Below are 18,813 nucleotides of genomic sequence, written 5' to 3'. Positions count from 1 at the left end.
TCTCCCTCCTACTCGATTCTCACAGGCTTTTTTTCAGTTTTTCTTGATGAAACAAATGCTCATGACGGCTGTAGTTAATGTCCATTTGCTGCAATTTTTTTCGCAAAAATTTATGGTCCCTTTTTGGTGTGGCCAGGATATAACCGCGGATCACGATGTCCAATGTCATCTTTTCCGCTTTTTCGGCGAGCGCCACTTCCCCGATTTTGCTGGCGATTTTTTGTCGTGCGGCGTCCCGAAACAATTCGGGCACAGGCCTGACGAGTTCTTCCAACAGTTCCTTATATTCAGTGGTCCAGAGATGGAGCGTCCGTTTGATGTAATCATTCTGTTGATCCAAAATCGATTTGCCGTCTTCTTTTGGAAGTTTTTTCAAAAATTTCTGGAACATAAAATAGCCGCCGACCGCAAAAAGGAAAACAAGGAAGCAGCTCCACAATACAATAAAGGCCGAAAACCAGCCGTTCAGCATGGCACTCCCCCCAGATCCAATCATTTTACTCTTATTATATGAAAAGGGCACCTGAATTCTCAAGATTTATCACAATTCCAAAAAGGTAGAAAAAACCTTTCCGCTATTTTGCGGAAAGGTTTTTTCTCACTTTTTCTCCAGTTGGTCAAATGTCTCCTGAAGCAGCACAAGCGTTTTTTCAATATCTTCTTTCGTCGTTTTTTTGCTGTCATGAAGCAAAATCGGGCTGCCGAAGCGGACAAGTTTCGGTTTTCTTTTCAACACTTCTTTAAATGTTTTCGGCCCTTTATAAACCGCCGGCACAAGCGGGACATTTGCTTTCAGCGCGATGGTGACGGCGCCCCGTTTTAACGAAACATGTTCGCTCGATCTTGTTCCGGAAGGGAAAATGCCGACGATCTCCCCTTCTTTTAAAATTTTCATCGGAATTTTCAACGAGCTCGGCCCCGGATTTTCTCGGTTGACTGGAAAAGCATGGAGTTTTGTCAACAGCCATTTTACCCATTTTTTAGAGAATAGTTCCTGCTTTGCCATATAATGGATTTCATATGGCCAGAGTGCAAGCGCAAGGAAAATGATATCGAGCCACGACCGGTGGGTACAAACGACAACAAATGGGGCAGCTGGTATCTTTTCTTTGTTTTCTTTCTTCATTTTGCCGCCTAGGAGCAACAAAATGAAGGAAACGATATAATATCCAAATCTGTACATCCGTTTCACCCCCAAAAGCATTTTATACTAAACAAGTGCTTCGATTCTACTGATTTTGGAAAAATATTTGGCACAGATCTTTCCGGCACCCTTAAACGAGCGGATTGCCCCCCGGCTGGGCGGCTCAGCAGGAAATCGAACAGATCTTTTTGGAAAGCATCTGCGCAAGAAGGAATAAGATAAGAAAAGGTGGAAATAGATCGGAGGGGAAATTTATTGTATAAAAGATGGGTAGTGATATGGACGATGGTATTGTTATGTATTCCGGGGGGCAGCCCCAATTCCGCAGCGGGCCAGGCCGTACCGAAAAAAAACGGGATCAATGAAAAGATCGCCGCCATTCTCCAAACCGGCCCGATGAAAGGCGGGGTTGCCGGCATCAGCGTCCGTTCGGCTGGGACGGGGAAAATCCTTTATGAGCATAACGGCAACATGAGGCTGCGACCTGCATCCAATATGAAACTATTGACGGCAGCTGCCGCCCTTGAAGCGCTCGGTGGGGGATACAGGTTCCAGACCAGCTTGTACCGGGACAGCGTTGTCCGAAATGGAGAGCTCCATGGCAATTTATACATAAAGGGAGGCGGGGATCCTTCTTTGTTGAAGTCCGATTTTGATGCTTGGGCTGCCCAATTAAAACAAAAAGGGATCTCGTGCATTAACGGTGCATTGATCGGTGATGATTCGCGCTATGACGATGTACGGTATTCCGTTGACCTGCCGTGGAGTGATGAAGATGAATATTACGGCGCACAAATATCGGCTTTGACCGTATCGCCGGACAAAGATTACGATGCAGGTACCGTCATCTTTACGTTTACGCCTGGTGAGAAACCCGGCCAAAAAGCATCGCTTAAACTGGCGCCAAAAAACCGTTACGTCACCGTGGAAAACCGGGTAAAGACAGTGCCGGCCGGGGAACAGGGCGAAGATGACATTGTAATTGAAAGGAAACACGGCTCGAACCATTTTACGGCAAGCGGAACGATTACGGCAAATACGGAAAACGTCCGGCAATGGAAAGCGGTTTGGGATCCGTCTTTATTTGCGCTCTCGCTGTTTAAAACATCTTTGGAAGAAAACGGCATATCCGTTTTCGGCGGGATCAAAAGAGGAAGGCTGCCTAAACATGCCCGGCTTGTCCTTACCCATGATTCGCCGCCGCTTTCCAGCCTGCTCGTCCCGTTTATGAAACTGAGCAATAATACGATTGCCGAAATGCTTGTAAAAGAAATGGGAAAAGTGGAAAAGGGGGAAGGAAGCTGGAAAAAAGGCCTTGACGTTGTCCGGGAAACCGCGGCAAAACTTGGGGCCGATCCGGATGTCATGCTGATCCGCGACGGCTCGGGCATTTCCCATGCCGATTTGGTCCCTGTAAACGAATTGGCGAAATTATTGTATCATGTACAGAAAAAAGATTGGTTTCAAACGTATTTGCATGCGCTGCCCGTGGCAGGGGCGGAAGGAAGGATGGAAGGCGGTACGCTCCGGGGCCGTTTCAATGATACACCGGCAAGTGGCATGGTGTTTGCGAAAACAGGCTCGATTACTAGCGTCAGTTCGCTTTCCGGTTATTTGCAAACAAAAACAGGAAAACAATTGGTCTTTTCCATTATCATCAATAATGTGCTCGATGAGGAAGCGGTGCACGAAGCGGAAGAGCAAATCGTGCTCCAGTTGATGAGTGAGTAAGGGGGGCTAGCGATGAGGAAAGGGAAAGCATTGACGTGCGGCGCAACAGTCGGGCTGGTGGCGCCCGCGAGCCCGGTTTTGCCGGAGAAATTGCAGGCTGCGGTTGTAAAATTGCATCAGCTCGGTTTCCAGGTTAAATTAGGGGAAAGCTGTGGGAATGAATACGGAGGATACATGGCCGGTACGCCGCTGGAACGGGCGGCAGACATCAACAATATGTTTGCGGACGAAGAAGTGGATGCGATTCTTTGCCTGCGCGGCGGATACGGGTCACCGCAAATTTTACCATATCTGGATTACGAGATGATCAAAAAACATCCGAAACTGTTTACCGGCTACAGCGATATTACGGCCATCCATACCGCTTTCCTGCAAAAGTGCGGGCTTGCCACCATCCACGGCCCGATGGCGGCAGTCGAATTCATTCGAAACGACGATAAATCCGTCCAATCATTTTTGCGGATGGCTATGGCAGGCAGCACATCATATTCGGGGCTGAAAAATGCGGAAGTATGGGGGGGAGGGAAGGTTACGGCGCCGCTTGTTGGTGGGAATTTATCATTAATTTGCACGCTGATGGGCACGCCCTATGAACTCGATACGAAAGGGAAAATTCTTTTTCTTGAAGAAGTCCATGAGGAACCTTATGCCGTAGACAGGATGCTGACACAGCTTTTTCTTTCCGGAAAACTGGATGATGCGGCCGGGTTTGTCCTCGGACAATGGACGGATTGTGAAGCGAAGGAACATACAAACAGTTTTACGGTACAGGACGTGCTCAAACATTTTTTTTGCGGGCTGGATAAACCGGTTCTGGCCAATATATGGTCAGGCCACTGCACACCGAATGTTGCGCTGCCGCTCGGCATCCCGGTAACCGTTGATACTTTTCATATGCGTTTGGAATTTAATGAAAAAATCGTGGAAGAATGAGCGTTCCCAAAATGGAAACGCTTTATTGTTGACAAAATAATGAAAATAACATTATTTTTTAATATTATTGCACTATAAAGATTGACATTTACATGATTCGACAATATACTACTAATTGTGCTTAAATTCTATTTTCAGACAATATAAAATAAAATATCAAAGGTGAAGAATATGAACAATATTTTACTTAGGAAGAAATCAATTTCGGATATGCTTGAGACTAGCAAATCTCATGCATTAAAACGTTCGCTCGGGGCACTGGACTTGACATTTCTAGGGATCGGCGCTATTATCGGGACGGGAATTTTCGTGTTGACAGGCGTGGTTGCCGCAGAAACGGCCGGTCCTGCCCTTATTATTTCGTTTATATTATCTGGGATCGCGTGCGCGCTAGCTGCGCTTTGTTACGCCGAGTTTTCATCCAGCGTCCCGATCGCCGGGAGTGTTTACACCTATACGTACGCGACAATGGGGGAAGTATTTGCGTTTTTGATCGGCTGGGACTTAATGCTTGAATACCTGCTTGCCGTTTCATCTGTTGCAACCGGCTGGTCCGCTTATTTCCAATCGTTTATCAGCGGCTTCGGCATCCATATTCCGAAAATTCTATCATCACCACCAGGAAGCGGGCACGGCGGAATCGTTGATTTGCCGGCAATTCTCATCATCCTGTTGATCACCGCTTTGTTGTCACACGGTGTACAGGACAGCGCAAGGTTTAATAATTTGATGGTCATGATTAAATTGGCTGTCGTGTTCATTTTTATTGCGACCGGGATTGGCTATGTGAAGCCGGCAAATTGGACGCCGTTTATGCCGTTCGGGTTCCACGGCGTGATCACCGGCGCGGCAACCGTGTTTTTCGCTTATCTCGGCTTCGATGCGGTCGCTACTGCTTCTGAAGAAGTAAGAAATCCGCAGCGCAATGTGCCGATCGGGATTATCTCATCACTTGCCGTTTGTACATTTTTATACATTCTCGTATCTTTGGTTTTAACTGGCATTGTTCCGTTTAAACTGCTTGATGTCAATAACCCTGTTGCATTTGCCCTTGAATATATCGGGCAGGGGAAATTAGCCGGCATCATTTCTATAGGGGCGCTGGCGGGCATTACAACGGTGCTGCTCGTCATGCTGTACGGCCAGGTGCGAATTACGTTTTCGATGAGCAGGGACGGCCTGCTGCCAAAAACATTTTCTCACGTTCATCCGAAATATAAAACGCCGTTTGCCAATACTTGGTTGACAGGAATTGTTGCGGCTGTCATCGGCGGATTTGTAGATTTAACGACGCTCGCCCATTTGGTCAATATCGGGACGCTCGCGGCATTTACGCTGATTTCGATTGCCGTCATCATCATGCGGAAAACGCACCCGGATTTAAAACGCGCCTTTAAAGTGCCTTTTGTGCCGGTGCTGCCGATCATCAGCGCAGCTTGCTGCCTGTATTTAATGGTCAGCCTTCCTGCGCTGACATGGAAATTTTTCTTCGCATGGATTGTCTTCGGCGCAGCTGTATATTTATTTTACAGCAGAAAACACAGCCAATTGAGCAAATAGCGCTCTGCAGGATGCTGCCCGTTTTGGCGCATGTAGGCCTTTATACAAACATTTTCCCGGGTTCTCCATATCTTATTAGCATCAATGCGAAAAGGAGGGAACATATTGGCGGAATCCAGACAGTATTACGGAGGCTACCCAGGAGCCTATATGCCGTACGGATATCCTCAACAATACCATACCGGCTATCCGTATGGGCATCATTACGGCTACCACCATGGGCACTATCATCACTACCCGCATACGCACGGCTATTACGGCCACGGCGGCTACGGGCAGTATTCGGGCGGCTACGGCTACCGGGAAGAAAAATAAACAAGCGCAAAAGGATGCCTCGTCTAAAAAGGCATCCTTTTTTACGGGCAATTCATTTTGCGGTAATAGCCCGGCTGGAATATAATGAAAGCATCTTAAAAGGAGGGTTTCTCATGGCGGACTTTCAAAACCAGATTGTTGTGGTGACGGGAGCGGGAAGCGGCATCGGCAAGGCGGCGGCGGAAGCTTTTGCCGAAAAAGGCGCATCCGTTGTCGTCGCTGAACTGAATCCGGAAACCGGGGAAGAAACGGCCTGTTCCATCCGGGAAAAAGGTGGAAAGGCTTCTTTTATTGAAACGGATGTACGGAAACCTAATCATATCATCCGCTTGTTTCAGGAAACTGAAAAGCAATTCGGCAGCGTGCATGTTTTAATCAACAACGCAGGCATTTCGAGGTGGAAGGATCCGCTTGAGCTCGACGTCGCGGAGTGGGAAGACGTAATACATACGAACTTGCGGAGCGTATTCTTGTGTTCCCGTGAAGCCGCAAAATATATGAAAAAGCAGGGAACTGGAGGGGCCATTGTCAACATTGCCTCAACCCGCGCTTTTATGTCGGAGCCGTATACAGAAGCATACGCAGCGTCAAAAGGCGGCATCGTTGCATTGACGCATGCGCTTGCCATTTCTTTCGGCCGATACCGGATCCGCGTCAATTCGATTAGCCCGGGGTGGATAGAAACAAAACATTACGACCAGCTGTCCGAAACCGATCATGCCCAGCATCCGGCCGGGAGAGTGGGACGCCCGCGGGATATTGCAAAAGGCTGCCTATATTTGGCAGACAGGGAAAACGGTTTTATTACAGGCCAAAATCTCACCATTGACGGCGGGATGACGGTCAAAATGATTTATGAAGAATAATTTCCCTTGACGGATTGCCTAATAACTGATAAAATAAAAAAGAATTATTTTTGTTCGGTATAGTAAGGAAGGAAAAAGTTTTAAAACTGACCGCCTGAAATCACTTGAGCAAGGATAGTATTTTTGTGTTGAACACACTAGGAGGAAATAAAATGGAACAAGGTAAAGTAAAATGGTTTAACTCGGAGAAAGGCTACGGATTTATCGAGCGCGAAGGCGGCAGCGATGTATTTGTCCACTTCTCGGCGATTCAGGGCGAAGGTTTTAAAACTTTGGAAGAAGGTCAATCTGTTTCTTTTGAAATCGAAGAAGGTGCACGCGGCCCTCAGGCTGCAAACGTCCAAAAATTGGCATAAGGCTGAGTTGAGCGAAACCCGTTGGGAGAACCCTTTTCCCGGCGGGTTTCTTTTTTATTGGGATGCTAAATATCCGCCGCATTTTTCCCGCCAGTCCCATCCATTTATGGGCATTTAAAAGAATGCACCTTTGAATCTCTAGTTTTTCGCTCCGGGAATGGTGAACAAATTATGGCATTTTCCGCGCGCTTATTTCCTTCTTTTATTTGCTCTTATTTGACGGTCGGCGGCGTGCAGTGCATTTGTTTTTTGTGTCAAAACATCCTCTTCAGCCCCTATTCTTGGTATTTCGACAGCGATTCCTTGTCCCAATACCCACGGGAAACCGGGATCAACCTTCCAAAACCTATCCGGCCCCATGTTTGAGGCGCCCGCAAAAAAGAAATCTGATTATACATAATAAGAGAGCGTTATTGTTGCAAAATATGGCTGCGATATCAAGACAACTTTTTTGAAAAGATGTGTTGAAAGGGACATCCGCATTTTTGATGAGGAGGGTGGCCCCCACTTGAACAATTTTTGAGTTTGCCGATTATACGATGCGCACACCGATTGAAAAGAAGGATGCATTTAATGAAATTTTAAAAATGCCGCATGAATCGGAAATATGGATTTTGCCTACAGCGGAAAAATCTTCTCAGTATATGCGCGAAATTCAGGAACCGAAAACGGCCACCTTATTTTCTTTTTGATCAAAATTGAAAGACACTATCCGGTGCGGCCGGACTTTATTGTGGCGGACAAAGGCGGTTGCGGGGCTCCGGAGAAATTTACGGTAAATGGAAGATTAAAAAATTTATATTTTTTATTTTTTTAGTATTGTATATTCATACACTTTAAATTATAATAATACACATACATATCAATAGGGAGATGAATATGTTGAAAATAGGGATTGTCGGGGCAAACGGGTACAGCGGCGCGGAACTGATCAGACTGCTTGCCCGCCATCCCAAAGCAGAACTGGAGATGTTGATATCGCATCGTACAAAAGGGACGATGCTGACAGCGCAATATCCGCATTTTCAGCATATTGCCGAAGCGGAATTGGAAGACATGGCTCCGGATGAAATTTTAAACCGGGTCGATGTACTATTTTTCGCGACGCCGTCCGGTGTGGCAAAAGACTGGATTCCGTGCTTCCTTGAAAAAGGATTAAAATGCATTGACCTGTCCGGGGATTTCAGGCTTGATAACGGGGAGGCGTACAGGCGCTGGTATAGGCGGGAACCCGCTGCACAGAACTATTTGGACAAAGCGGTGTACGGCCTTTCCGAAATGAATGCGTTCCGGATAAAATACGCCCAGCTCATCGCCAATCCGGGCTGCTTCCCGACGGCGGCGCTGTTGGGGGTTCTGCCGGCAATTAGCGGTGGCCTGATTGACCCGTCTTTCATTGCCATTGACGGCAAGACCGGCGTTTCCGGGGCGGGCAGGAATCCTTCCCTCGGGAATTTATTCGCCGAGGTGAATGAAAATACCGGCGCATACAAAGTCGGCATCCACCAGCACACTCCGGAAATTGAAAGGTTTATAAAAGAATTTGGCGAGCAGGAGGCGAAGGTCACCTTTATCCCACATCTCGTTCCGATGACAAGGGGCATTCTTTGCACGATCTATGCGCCCCTGGCAAAAAAAGTCACAACGGAAGAGGTCCGTCAATACTATAAGGAAGTGTATAAAGGCCGGAAATTTGTCAGGATCAAACCGGCCGGCTCTTTTCCTTCAACAAAGGAAGTTTATGCTTCAAACTATTGTGACATCGGCGTTTACGCGGATGAACGGACAGGAAGGCTGACGATCATTTCTGCCATTGACAATCTTGTAAAAGGCGCGAGCGGGCAGGCTGTCCAGAATATGAACCTGCTGTTCGGCCTCGCGGAACATGAAGGGCTTGATGCCGTTCCAGTTTATCCGTAAGAATACGAATCTAAAATGAACATACAGCTAAAACATGGAGGATGGCAATGAATCAATTATATGAAAAGGCAAGCGCAGCATCTTACAGCAAAACAGACGGAAATATTATGAGTCCACTAGGCTTTATTGCAGGCGGGCTGCACTGCGGGATTAAAAGAAAGCGCCCGGATCTGGCTTGGCTTTATTCTGAAGTGCCTGCAAAAGCGGCTGCGGTTTACACAACGAACCATTTTCAGGCAGCGCCGATAAAAGTAACAAAAGAGAGCCTTGCAAAAAGCCAAATGCTGCAGGGGATGATCATCAACTCGGGAAATGCGAACTCTTTTACCGGGAATGAAGGCCTTGCGCATGCGTACATGATGCGCAAATGGTTTGCCGGGCATATCGGTGTGGAAGAAGACCTCATCGGTGTGGCCTCGACAGGTGTGATCGGTGAACTGTTGCCAATTGAAAAAATTGAAGCTGGCATCTCAAACATACCGATTGGGAAAAACGAAACGGGCGGGGATTTTTTTGAAAAAGCGATTTTAACAACCGACACATTCCAAAAACGTGCCTGCGCTGTGGTTGAAATCGACGGGAAAACTGTTACGGTTGCCGGCGCAGCAAAGGGATCGGGCATGATCCATCCGAATATGGCAACAATGCTTGCCTTTATCACAACAGATGCGGAAGTCGAGTCGGAAACATTGCAAACCGTTTTAAAACAAATGGTCAACGAGACATTCAATATGATTACCGTAGACGGGGATACGAGCACAAACGACATGGTTGTCATGATGGCAAACGGGATGGCGGAAAATCAACCGCTTTCCGCACAACATCCGGAATGGCACAAGTTTATGGATGCATTCTCGTATGTGTGCACGCAATTGGCAAAGCAGATTGCAAGGGACGGGGAAGGCGCCACAAAATTGGTGGAAGTATTTGTCTCTGGCGCCGAAACAAAAAACGCTGCGCAGACGGTCGCCAAAACGGTCATCGGCTCGAACCTTGTGAAAACGGCCATTTTCGGTGCCGATGCCAACTGGGGAAGGATTATTAACGCGATCGGCTACAGCGGCGTCAACGTGGATGAAAACATGCTGACGGTTAAACTCGGCGGGTTTACAGTTGTCGAAAACGGTATGCCGGGTTCTTATTTGGATGAAGAAGCACACAAGTATTTGGCCGGAAATGAAGAGATCCATATTGATGTAGATCTTGGGTCCGGAAGCCATTCGGCGATCGCATGGGGATGCGATCTGACATACGATTATGTGAAAATCAATGCAACATACCGTTCTTAAGTTTTTTGCGCGCTAAGGTGAATAATTATACAATTCTATAATTAATTATAAGGGGTTGGCCATATTGCCATACGTTGTCATCAAATGCGGCGGCAGCATTTTAAATCAACTGCCTGATGCATTTTTTGAAAATATTTTACAAATAAAACAACAATATCAGCTTGATCCGATCATCGTGCACGGCGGGGGGCCGGCGATTTCGGCGGCGCTCGAAAAAATGCGAATCAAAACGCGGTTTATTAACGGCATGCGCGTGACGACGGAGCCGGTGTTAAACGTTGTAGAAATGGTCCTCTCCGGCTCCATCAATAAATCGATTACTCGCAAACTTTCTTCAATGGGTGCTAAAGCGATCGGCATTAGCGGCACTGACTGCGGCCTGTTAACTGCAAAGAAGCTTGATTACGATAAGCTTGGGTTTGTAGGGGAAATCGAGTCGGTCAACAGTCATGTGCTCCAAGCATTGTTGGGACAACAGTTTATCCCGGTTATTTCCCCGCTCGCTTTAAGTAAAAACGGCCAGCGCCTGAACATCAACGCAGATTTGGCGGCAGCGGCAATTGCCAAAAAAATGAATGCGGCATTATGGATGGTGACGGATGTCCCGAGCGTGATGCACGAGGGGAAAGTGCTGCCCCATCTGACGCCGGAACAAGTCGAAATGTTGATACGAAAGAAAGCCGTCACCGGGGGGATGATCCCGAAAGTCCGGGCTGCAGCCGAATGCATCCAATCCGGGGTGAAGGAAGTCGTCATTGTCAATGGCATGGAAGAAAACAGCCTGCTGCGCCTTGCCGGGGGCGGAAAAATGGGAACGAAATTTACAGGAAACGGGGTTTTGATCGATGGTTAAACAATCAGCAATCAAAGTAAAACATGCGCTGATGGAAACATACAGACGGACGCCGGTGAAGCTTATAAAAGGAAAAGGCTGCTTTGCCTGGGACGAAAACGGAAAAAAATATCTTGATTTTACATCGGGCATTGCCGTCTGCAACCTCGGCCATGTGCCAGAAAAAGTAAAAGAAAAAGTGGGCAAACAGCTTGATCAAATCTGGCACACTTCCAACCTGTTTGAAATCGAAGCGCAGGAAAAACTTGCCGAAAAGCTCACCGAATTAAGCACATTTGACCGGGCATTTTTCTCTAACAGCGGCGCGGAAGCAAATGAAGCGGCCATTAAGCTTGCCCGCCTTTATGCGAACAAGCGCAAAAAAAGCGGACCAATTGTAACGTTTCAGCATTCCTTCCACGGCCGGACGCTCGGGACATTGTCGGCAACGGGGCAGGAAAAAATCCAGAAAGGATTTGATCCGCTGCTTCCAGGGTTTGCCTATTTGCCGTACAATGATCCCGCCGCTTTATCGGAGGTGGATACCATCAAACCGATTGCGGTGATGCTCGAACTCGTCCAGGGCGAAGGCGGCGTAATCCCGGCGAAACAAGTATGGGTGGACGCGCTGATCAGTACATGCAAAAAGAACGGGATTCTGGTCATTGTCGATGAAGTGCAGACGGGCATGGGCAGGACCGGCACGCTTTTCGCTTATGAACAGTACGGTTTCGAGCCGGATATTATGACACTTGCAAAAGGTTTGGGTTCTGGTTTCCCGATCGGCGCAATGCTTGCCAAAGAAGAAGTGGCGGAAAGCTTTACACCGGGCACGCACGGCAGCACATTCGGTGGGAATCCGCTTGCCACAACGGCCGGGCTCGCTACGCTTGAAACATTTATCGAAGAAAAAGTAATTGAAAACGCCCAAAAACAAAGCAAATACTTATGGGCGAAACTAGAGACCTTTAAGGCGCAATTTTCCTTTATTAAAGATGTCCGCGGCAAAGGGCTGATGGTCGGCATTGAAACGGAAATTGAAGCTGCGGAAATCATCAGGGCGGCGTTAAAAGAAGATTTGCTTGTGCTGTCTGCCGGTCCTCATGTTGTCCGCCTTTTGCCGCCGCTTATTGTGTCGGAAGAAGAAATAGACCTTTTTGCCGAAAAAATGCAAACCGTTTTTTCGCATTTTTAAACAAACAGCATCCATCCAACGGCTTTTAGATAAGGGAGGACAGAAATCGTGGTAAGAGGTTATCTTATTCTCGAAACGGGAGAAATTTTTGAAGGAAACTTGGCGGGCAGCCATTTTGAAACGGCCGGAGAAGTCGTGTTCAATACCGGTATGACGGGTTACCAGGAAATGATGACGGATCCGTCGTATGCAGGACAGATTTTAGTATTCTGCTATCCTTTGATCGGCAATTACGGCGTTAACGCGGATGACCATGAGAGCATGAGGGTTTCGGCGCGCGGGATTGTTACGGGTGAAATCTGCGGGGGGCCGAGCTTTTATAAATCGGAGTCAACGGCGTTGTCATTTTTGGAAAAATCAGGCGTTCCCTGCCTGACGGATGTGGATACGCGCGCGCTTGTCAAAACGATCCGCAGGCAAGGAACCGTACGGGGGATCATTACGACAGATCCAAATGCTGAAGTGCCTTGCTGGGACGGGGATGAATTTCTCGTTGCAAAGGTGTCAACGGATCGGCCGGAAACTCACGGCAGCGGCCTTTTGCATATCGCGCTTATGGATTTCGGATATAAAAAATCGATCCTCCAGTATTTGCTCGACCGCCATTGCAAAGTAACGGTCGTCCCTTTCGATTTTAGCGCGAAACAAATGGAGGAAATCGATCCTGACGGCGTTGTTTTCTCAAACGGCCCGGGCGACCCGGTAAGGCTTTTGGAGTGGCTGCCGGAAATTAAAAAAATCAGCGCCGCTTATCCGGTGCTCGGCATTTGCCTCGGACACCAGCTGCTTGCGCTTGCCTACGGGGCGAAAACGAAGAAGCTGCCGTTCGGCCACAGGGGCGGAAACCATCCTGTGAAAGATTTGCGGACCGGAAAAGTGTTTATGACGGCGCAAAACCACGGCTATGTCGTCGATGAAGCATCGCTTTCCAGCTCGGAAATGGAACTGGTATTTAAAAATGTCAATGACGGCACGGTAGAAGGCTGCGCCCATCCGCACCTGCCGATTGCGACTGTTCAGTTCCATCCGGAAGCGCACCCGGGTCCGCAGGACAGCGAATACATTTTTGAGCAGTTTTTACAGCAAGTACAACAAAGAGCGGGAGTTATGTCTTATGCCATTAAATAAATCGATCAAGAAAGTGCTTGTGATCGGGTCTGGCCCGATTGTGATCGGCCAGGCCGCGGAATTTGATTATGCCGGTACGCAAAGCTGCCTTGCCCTGAAAGAAGAAGGGATTGAGATCGTGCTCGTGAACAGCAATCCGGCCACCATCATGACAGATGAAGAAATCGCAGACAGAATTTATTTTGACCCGCTGACCGTCGAATCTCTCGAACAAATTTTGCAAAAAGAACGCCCGGACGGCATCATCGGCACATTGGGCGGGCAGACCGGGCTGAACCTCGCCGTGCAGCTGTATGAAGCGGGCATTTTGGAAAAATACGGCGTGAAACTGCTCGGCACCCCTGTCGAATCGATTCAAAAAGGGGAAGACCGCGAAAAATTCCGCCAGTTGATGATCGATATCGGCGAACCAATTCCGCAGTCCAAAATCGTAGAAAATACGGAAGATGGTTTTGCATTTGCGAAAAAAATCGGCTACCCCGTCATCATCCGCCCGGCTTACACGCTCGGCGGCTCGGGCGGGGGATTTGCTTCCAATGATGAAGAGCTCCTCGAAGTTTTGCAGCGCGGGCTTGATTTAAGCCCGATCCACCAGGTACTGCTTGAAAAAAGCATTAAAGGATGGAAAGAAATCGAATACGAAGTTGTACGCGATGCCAATGATACATGCCTTATCGTTTGCAATATGGAAAATATTGATCCGGTCGGGATTCACACGGGCGACTCGATCGTTGTTGCGCCGTCGCAGACATTATCAGATGTGCAGTACCAAATGCTACGGAACGCCTCTTTAAAGGTAATCCGCGCGCTCGGCGTGATCGGCGGGTGCAACATCCAGTTCGCCCTTGATCCCCATTCTGATCAGTACTATATTATCGAAGTCAACCCGCGCGTGAGCCGTTCGTCGGCCCTTGCTTCAAAAGCGACCGGCTACCCGATTGCGCGCGTTGCTACAAAATGCGCGATAGGCTACCATTTGGATGAAATTTTAAACCCTGTGACAGGCAGTACGTTTGCGTCGTTCGAGCCTGCCCTCGATTACGTCGTCGTGAAAATCCCGCGTTTTCCGTTCGACAAGTTTACGGAAGCGGAACGGAAGCTCGGCACGCAAATGAAGGCAACCGGCGAAGCAATGGCCATCGACCGCACGTTTGAAGGAGCGCTCAATAAAGGTATCCGTTCGTTGGAACTGGGCTTGAATGGACTGCATCACCCTGCGCTCGAAGGCAAAACAGCGGAAGAACTGGTCCCGTATTTAACCGAAGCGACGGACCTCCGTCTGTTTGCAGTGGCGGAAGCAATACGGAAAGGCATGGATCTTGCTGCAATCGGAAATTATACGGAAATTGACCGCTGGTTTCTCGAAAAAATGAAAAACATCGTTGATCACGAAGAAGCATTAAAACATTATACGATAGAAAATGTGCCGGACCATTTGCTTGCCGCAGCCAAAAAAATGAATATCAGTGACGAAAGGCTGGCGGTGCTGTTCGGCTGCAGCGAAAAAATGGTACGCGGCAAACGGAAACAACTGGGGCTGAAGCCGGTTTACAAACTTGTCGACACTTGCGCGGCCGAATTTGAAGCCGTAACGCCGTACTATTACTCGACTTGGGGCGGCGCGGACGAAGTGAAAGTGTCGGACCGCAAAAAAGTGCTGATCATCGGTTCCGGGCCGATCCGCATCGGGCAGGGGATCGAGTTCGATTACTGCTCCGTCCATGCGGTCATGGCACTGAAAAAACTCGGTTATGAAACGATTGTCGTGAATAACAACCCGGAAACGGTCAGCACCGATTTTTCGATGGCCGATAAATTATATTTTGAACCGCTACGCCCGGAAGATTTGCTGCATATCATTGAAAAAGAGAAGGTGGAAGGCGTATTTACACAATTCGGCGGGCAGACGGCGATCAATGTGGCCGCAAGCCTTGAAGCAGAAGGCGTGCCGCTGTTCGGAACAGACGTCGATGCAATTGACCGGCTTGAAGACCGCAGCTTGTTTTACCAATTGCTCGATGAACTGAGTATTCCGCATATTAAAGGGCATATCGCCTATGATGCCGAGGAGATGAAAGCGGCGGCAAAAGACCTACAGTTTCCGGTGCTGGTCCGCCCGTCTTATGTCATCGGCGGCCAGTCTATGTTCATTTTTTACCATGAGAACGAACTGGATGCTTACGCCGAATCGCTGCAGTATACGAGCGAAAAAAGCTGGCCGCTTTTGATCGACCAGTATTTGCCGGGGGTTGAATGCGAACTCGACTGCATCACCGACGGGAAAAACGTTTTGATCCCGGGCATATTTGAACATATCGAAAAAGCTGGTGTGCACTCTGGTGACAGCATGGCGGTCTACCCTCCGCAAAACTTGAGCAGGACGGTACAGGAAACGCTTGTGGAATATGCGGAAAAAATTTGCATAAGCGGGCACATCAAGGGCATTGCCAATATCCAGTATTTAATTCACGGCGGCACGGTTTATGTGCTGGAAGTCAATCCGCGTGCATCAAGGACGGTTCCGGTTTTAAGCAAAGTCACCGGCATTCCGATGGTTGACCTGGCAATTGCCGCGCAGACCGGAAAACCGCTTGCTGTAAGCGGCCTGGCGGAAGCACCGGAACTTACTGCCGTGAAAGCGCCGGTATTTTCATTTACGAAACTGAAAGATGTCGACCCTGTTTTGGGGCCGGAAATGAAATCGACCGGCGAGGTACTTGGCCTTGCCGGCTCATACGGCGAAGCGCTGCAGAAAACGCTTCTTTCTGTCCGCTATCCGCAGTTCGAGCCGCATGAAAAAGCGCAATATGTATTCTGCTCGGTGACAGAGCGCGAAAAAGAAGCGTCGTTCGCTGTCTTAAAAGTTTTGGCAGGACGCGGCTATAAACTGGCTGCAACGGAACATACCGCCGAATTCTTGCGTAAATACGGCGTTGATGCGAAAAAAGTGGATTTGGAGGAAGCGGCCGCATTTTTTGAAAACGAGGAGATTGCAGCGGCAGTTATTATCCCGACGAAAGGGCGCGACAACAAACGGGGCGGAAGCATGCTGCGCGAGACGGCGATGCGCTTCCATATTCCGCTCTTTACATGCCTTGACACATTGGAAGTGGTCGTAAACCTGGCAACCGGCAAAAAACCGGAGGCCGCGGCGATCAATGATTTTCACCGCATCAAAGTAGAAGTATAGCGAGAAGGGAAGAAAAGAAATGGCAACGACTACCGGAACGAAGAAAAAAGATTTTTTAACGATCGGCCAGCTGTCAACGGAAGAAATCCATGATTGGCTGAAGGAAGCCCTCGCTTTAAAAAAAGCGCATAAAGCAGGGAAAGATACCCCTTATTTAAAAGGGAAAGTGCTCGGCATGATTTTTGAAAAATCTTCGACGCGCACCCGTGTATCTTTTGAAGCCGGCATGCTCCAGCTCGGCGGGTATGCCTTGTTTTTAAGTTCTAAAGATATCCAGCTCGGGCGCGGGGAAACGATCCATGATACGGCAAAAGTTTTATCCCGCTATGTCGACGCCCTGATGATTCGCACGTTCGGGCACGAAACGGTGGAAGAGTTTGCAAAATATGCAGATGTCCCGGTGATCAACGGGCTGACAGACTTGCACCATCCGACCCAGGTGCTCGCAGATCTATTGACGATCTATGAATATAAAGGAAAACTTGCAGGGCTGAAAATCTGCTATTTGGGGGACGGCAACAACAATATGTGCCATTCCCTGCTTGAAGGGGCTGTGAAAACGGATATTGATATTTCGGTCGCTTCTCCAGAAGGGTATTTCCCGGATCCGGACATCCTTGCCGCCGCCAAAAATGAAGCCGGACAAAAAGGCGTCAAAGTGGAGATCGGAACAAACCCGGAAGAGATGATTCAAAATGCGGATGTCGTCATTACGGATGTTTGGGCGAGCATGGGCCAGGAAGGGGAAGCAAAAAAGCGCCTGGAAGATTTGAAAGGCTACCAGGTCAATGAATCATTATGCAAACTGGCAAAAGATGATTTTCTCTTCCTCCACTGCCTGCCCGCCCACCGCGGAGAAGAAGTAGCGGAAGGTATTATCGACGGCCCGCATTCGATAGTTTTTGACGAGGCGGAAAACCGTCTGCATGTCCATAAAGCCATTTTAAAAAAATTACTGGAAAATTATTGAGCGTTCGTTTATAATGAGTGTATAAAAATTCAAATATAATATTATTTATGCAAAAAAGGCAGGGAGAAACTATAATGGCGAAGGAAAAAATTGTATTAGCATATTCAGGCGGTTTGGATACATCCGTATCGATTAAATGGATCCAGGAAAAATACGGGTATGATGTGATCGCCCTTGGGATAGATGTCGGGGAAGGCAAGGATTTAAACGCCATCCGCCATAAAGCATTGAATGTCGGTGCGGTTAAAGCCGTGATCATAGATGGTAAAGAAATGCTCGCAAAAGATTATATTTTGCCGGCTTTAAAGGCGAATGCCTTATATGAAGGGAAATATCCGCTGTCTTCGGCGATCAGTCGCCCGCTTATTTCAAAGCTGCTTGTCGATGTGGCGGAGCAGGAAGGCGCGGTTGCCGTCGCGCACGGTTGCACCGGGAAAGGAAATGACCAGGTCCGTTTCGAAGTGTCCGTCCAGGCGTTAAATCCAAAGTTGAAAGTCGTTGCGCCTGTCCGTGAATGGAGCATGACGCGCGATGAGGAAATCGCCTATGCAGAGAAAAACAATATTCCGATCCCGGTTGATTTAGACAACCCGTTTTCGATTGACGCCAACATTTGGGGAAGGGCATGTGAAGCAGGCGTGCTCGAAAACCCGTGGAACGAAGCGCCGGAAGCGGCTTTTGAATGGACAGCGCCGATTGAAATGACGCCGGATGAGCCGGAATACATCGAGATATCATTTGAAAAAGGCGTGCCGGTTGCATTAAACGGCGAAGCGATGGGGCTTGTTAAAATGATCGAACAGCTGAACCTGATTGCAGGCAAGCATGGCATCGGCCGAATCGACCATATTGAAAACCGCCTCGTCGGGATCAAATCGCGCGAGGTGTATGAAAATCCGGCTGCAGTTGTACTGATCAACGCCCATAAAGAACTGGAATTTTTGACATTACCGCGTGAAGTGACGCAATTCAAAGCAACTGTAGAACAGCATATGGCGAAAATCATTTACGAAGGGCTCTGGTACTCGCCTTTGAAAGCGGCTCTCGATGCATTTGTCGAAGAAACGCAAAAGACGGTAACGGGGACGGTCCGCATTAAACTGTTTAAAGGTACCCATACCGTTGTCGCCCGCAAATCGCCGTTCAGCCTGTACAACGAAGAACTTGCCACTTATTTGAAAGGAGACTCGTTTGACCATAATGCTGCGGTCGGTTTCATCAAACTTTGGGGCCTGCCGACAAAAGTATTTGCCGAAATCCAGGCAAACGGAAAAGTGTTGAACAAATAAGCTAAAATTTATGGCCGGTGGACTATAAAATTAGCGGAAAAAAGAGAGCGGATTCCGTAGTCAACCACTGAACTGAATCCGGTATAAGTATGATA

The 18,813-nt window shown here is 48.3% G+C and carries 16 protein-coding genes; 14 read left to right on the top strand and 2 right to left on the bottom strand.

The genetic code is table 11. The annotated features are described in order from the left end of the window. Positions 1-19 precede the first annotated feature (19 nt). Positions 20-472: a DUF2621 family protein gene (locus BpJC4_RS10915; protein WP_151680851.1), complete on the bottom strand. Its 453-nt coding sequence runs from the start codon at positions 470-472 to the stop codon at positions 20-22. 126 nt (positions 473-598) lie between these two features. Further along, positions 599-1,183, bottom strand: coding sequence for a lysophospholipid acyltransferase family protein (locus BpJC4_RS10910; RefSeq protein ID WP_151680852.1), 585 nt, complete (start codon positions 1,181-1,183; stop codon positions 599-601). 216 nt (positions 1,184-1,399) lie between these two features. Between BpJC4_RS10910 and dacB the strand changes: the two genes are divergently transcribed. The 14 genes from dacB to BpJC4_RS10840 all read left to right on the top strand — a co-directional run bounded on the left by dacB (position 1,400) and on the right by BpJC4_RS10840 (position 18,718). Further along, on the top strand, positions 1,400-2,875 hold the full coding sequence (gene dacB / locus BpJC4_RS10905; protein ID WP_151680853.1) for a D-alanyl-D-alanine carboxypeptidase/D-alanyl-D-alanine endopeptidase: 1,476 nt from the start codon (positions 1,400-1,402) through the stop codon (positions 2,873-2,875). A gap of 12 nt (positions 2,876-2,887) precedes the next feature. Further along, on the top strand, positions 2,888-3,808 hold the full coding sequence (locus tag BpJC4_RS10900) for a S66 peptidase family protein (protein WP_151680854.1): 921 nt from the start codon (positions 2,888-2,890) through the stop codon (positions 3,806-3,808). Between the two features lie 171 nt (positions 3,809-3,979). Next, positions 3,980-5,368 carry a branched-chain amino acid transporter BcaP gene (gene bcaP, locus BpJC4_RS10895; protein WP_151680855.1) on the top strand — a complete coding sequence of 463 codons (1,389 nt, stop codon included), beginning with the start codon at positions 3,980-3,982 and terminating at the stop codon, positions 5,366-5,368. A gap of 105 nt (positions 5,369-5,473) precedes the next feature. Further along, positions 5,474-5,683 carry a hypothetical protein gene (locus BpJC4_RS10890; RefSeq protein WP_151680856.1) on the top strand — a complete coding sequence of 70 codons (210 nt, stop codon included), beginning with the start codon at positions 5,474-5,476 and terminating at the stop codon, positions 5,681-5,683. A 113-nt stretch (positions 5,684-5,796) separates the two neighbouring features. Then, complete coding sequence (locus BpJC4_RS10885) at positions 5,797-6,549, top strand: SDR family NAD(P)-dependent oxidoreductase (protein ID WP_151680857.1); 753 nt, start codon at positions 5,797-5,799, stop codon at positions 6,547-6,549. A 152-nt stretch (positions 6,550-6,701) separates the two neighbouring features. Then, positions 6,702-6,905: a cold-shock protein gene (locus BpJC4_RS10880; protein ID WP_151680858.1), complete on the top strand. Its 204-nt coding sequence runs from the start codon at positions 6,702-6,704 to the stop codon at positions 6,903-6,905. A gap of 879 nt (positions 6,906-7,784) precedes the next feature. Beyond that, positions 7,785-8,825: an N-acetyl-gamma-glutamyl-phosphate reductase gene (gene argC, locus BpJC4_RS10875; protein ID WP_151697894.1), complete on the top strand. Its 1,041-nt coding sequence runs from the start codon at positions 7,785-7,787 to the stop codon at positions 8,823-8,825. A gap of 47 nt (positions 8,826-8,872) precedes the next feature. Continuing rightward, complete coding sequence (gene argJ, locus BpJC4_RS10870) at positions 8,873-10,114, top strand: bifunctional glutamate N-acetyltransferase/amino-acid acetyltransferase ArgJ (protein ID WP_151680860.1); 1,242 nt, start codon at positions 8,873-8,875, stop codon at positions 10,112-10,114. 64 nt (positions 10,115-10,178) lie between these two features. Continuing rightward, entirely contained in the window at positions 10,179-10,967 is a 789-nt protein-coding gene (argB, locus tag BpJC4_RS10865) for an acetylglutamate kinase (RefSeq protein ID WP_151697893.1), read from the top strand. Next, positions 10,960-12,141: an acetylornithine transaminase gene (gene argD, locus BpJC4_RS10860; RefSeq protein WP_151680862.1), complete on the top strand. Its 1,182-nt coding sequence runs from the start codon at positions 10,960-10,962 to the stop codon at positions 12,139-12,141. The genes argB and argD overlap by 8 nt, the downstream gene beginning before the upstream one ends. 48 nt (positions 12,142-12,189) lie before the next feature. After that, positions 12,190-13,269: a carbamoyl phosphate synthase small subunit gene (locus BpJC4_RS10855; protein WP_151680863.1), complete on the top strand. Its 1,080-nt coding sequence runs from the start codon at positions 12,190-12,192 to the stop codon at positions 13,267-13,269. Beyond that, on the top strand, positions 13,256-16,459 hold the full coding sequence (gene carB / locus BpJC4_RS10850; protein WP_151697892.1) for a carbamoyl-phosphate synthase (glutamine-hydrolyzing) large subunit: 3,204 nt from the start codon (positions 13,256-13,258) through the stop codon (positions 16,457-16,459). Before BpJC4_RS10855 ends, carB begins: the two co-directional genes overlap by 14 nt. Before the next feature lie 19 nt (positions 16,460-16,478). Beyond that, positions 16,479-17,429, top strand: a complete 951-nt coding sequence (gene argF, locus BpJC4_RS10845; RefSeq protein WP_151680865.1) for an ornithine carbamoyltransferase — start codon at positions 16,479-16,481, stop codon at positions 17,427-17,429. 74 nt (positions 17,430-17,503) lie between these two features. Continuing rightward, positions 17,504-18,718, top strand: a complete 1,215-nt coding sequence (locus BpJC4_RS10840; protein ID WP_151697891.1) for an argininosuccinate synthase — start codon at positions 17,504-17,506, stop codon at positions 18,716-18,718. Positions 18,719-18,813: the final 95 nt, after the last annotated feature.

The sequence above is a fragment of the Weizmannia acidilactici genome, from assembly GCF_008974185.1.
GTDB classification, from domain to species: Bacteria; Bacillota; Bacilli; order Bacillales; family Bacillaceae_C; genus Weizmannia; species Weizmannia acidilactici.
Note: the sequence above shows the minus strand (reverse complement) of the source record. Positions and strands in the feature narration are given on the sequence as shown.

Excerpts from the sequence above, each read along its gene's own strand:
- argF (WP_151680865.1), top strand. The coding sequence starts at position 16,479 with ATGGCAACGACTACCGGAACGAAGAAAAAAGATTTTTTAACGATCGGC.
- BpJC4_RS10915 (WP_151680851.1), bottom strand. The coding sequence starts at position 472 with ATGCTGAACGGCTGGTTTTCGGCCTTTATTGTATTGTGGAGCTGCTTC.
- argC (WP_151697894.1), top strand. The coding sequence starts at position 7,785 with ATGTTGAAAATAGGGATTGTCGGGGCAAACGGGTACAGCGGCGCGGAA.
- BpJC4_RS10885 (WP_151680857.1), top strand. The coding sequence starts at position 5,797 with ATGGCGGACTTTCAAAACCAGATTGTTGTGGTGACGGGAGCGGGAAGC.
- argD (WP_151680862.1), top strand. The coding sequence starts at position 10,960 with ATGGTTAAACAATCAGCAATCAAAGTAAAACATGCGCTGATGGAAACA.
- BpJC4_RS10910 (WP_151680852.1), bottom strand. The coding sequence starts at position 1,183 with ATGTACAGATTTGGATATTATATCGTTTCCTTCATTTTGTTGCTCCTA.
- bcaP (WP_151680855.1), top strand. The coding sequence starts at position 3,980 with ATGAACAATATTTTACTTAGGAAGAAATCAATTTCGGATATGCTTGAG.
- carB (WP_151697892.1), top strand. The coding sequence starts at position 13,256 with ATGCCATTAAATAAATCGATCAAGAAAGTGCTTGTGATCGGGTCTGGC.
- BpJC4_RS10840 (WP_151697891.1), top strand. The coding sequence starts at position 17,504 with ATGGCGAAGGAAAAAATTGTATTAGCATATTCAGGCGGTTTGGATACA.
- BpJC4_RS10880 (WP_151680858.1), top strand. The coding sequence starts at position 6,702 with ATGGAACAAGGTAAAGTAAAATGGTTTAACTCGGAGAAAGGCTACGGA.
- argJ (WP_151680860.1), top strand. The coding sequence starts at position 8,873 with ATGAATCAATTATATGAAAAGGCAAGCGCAGCATCTTACAGCAAAACA.
- BpJC4_RS10900 (WP_151680854.1), top strand. The coding sequence starts at position 2,888 with ATGAGGAAAGGGAAAGCATTGACGTGCGGCGCAACAGTCGGGCTGGTG.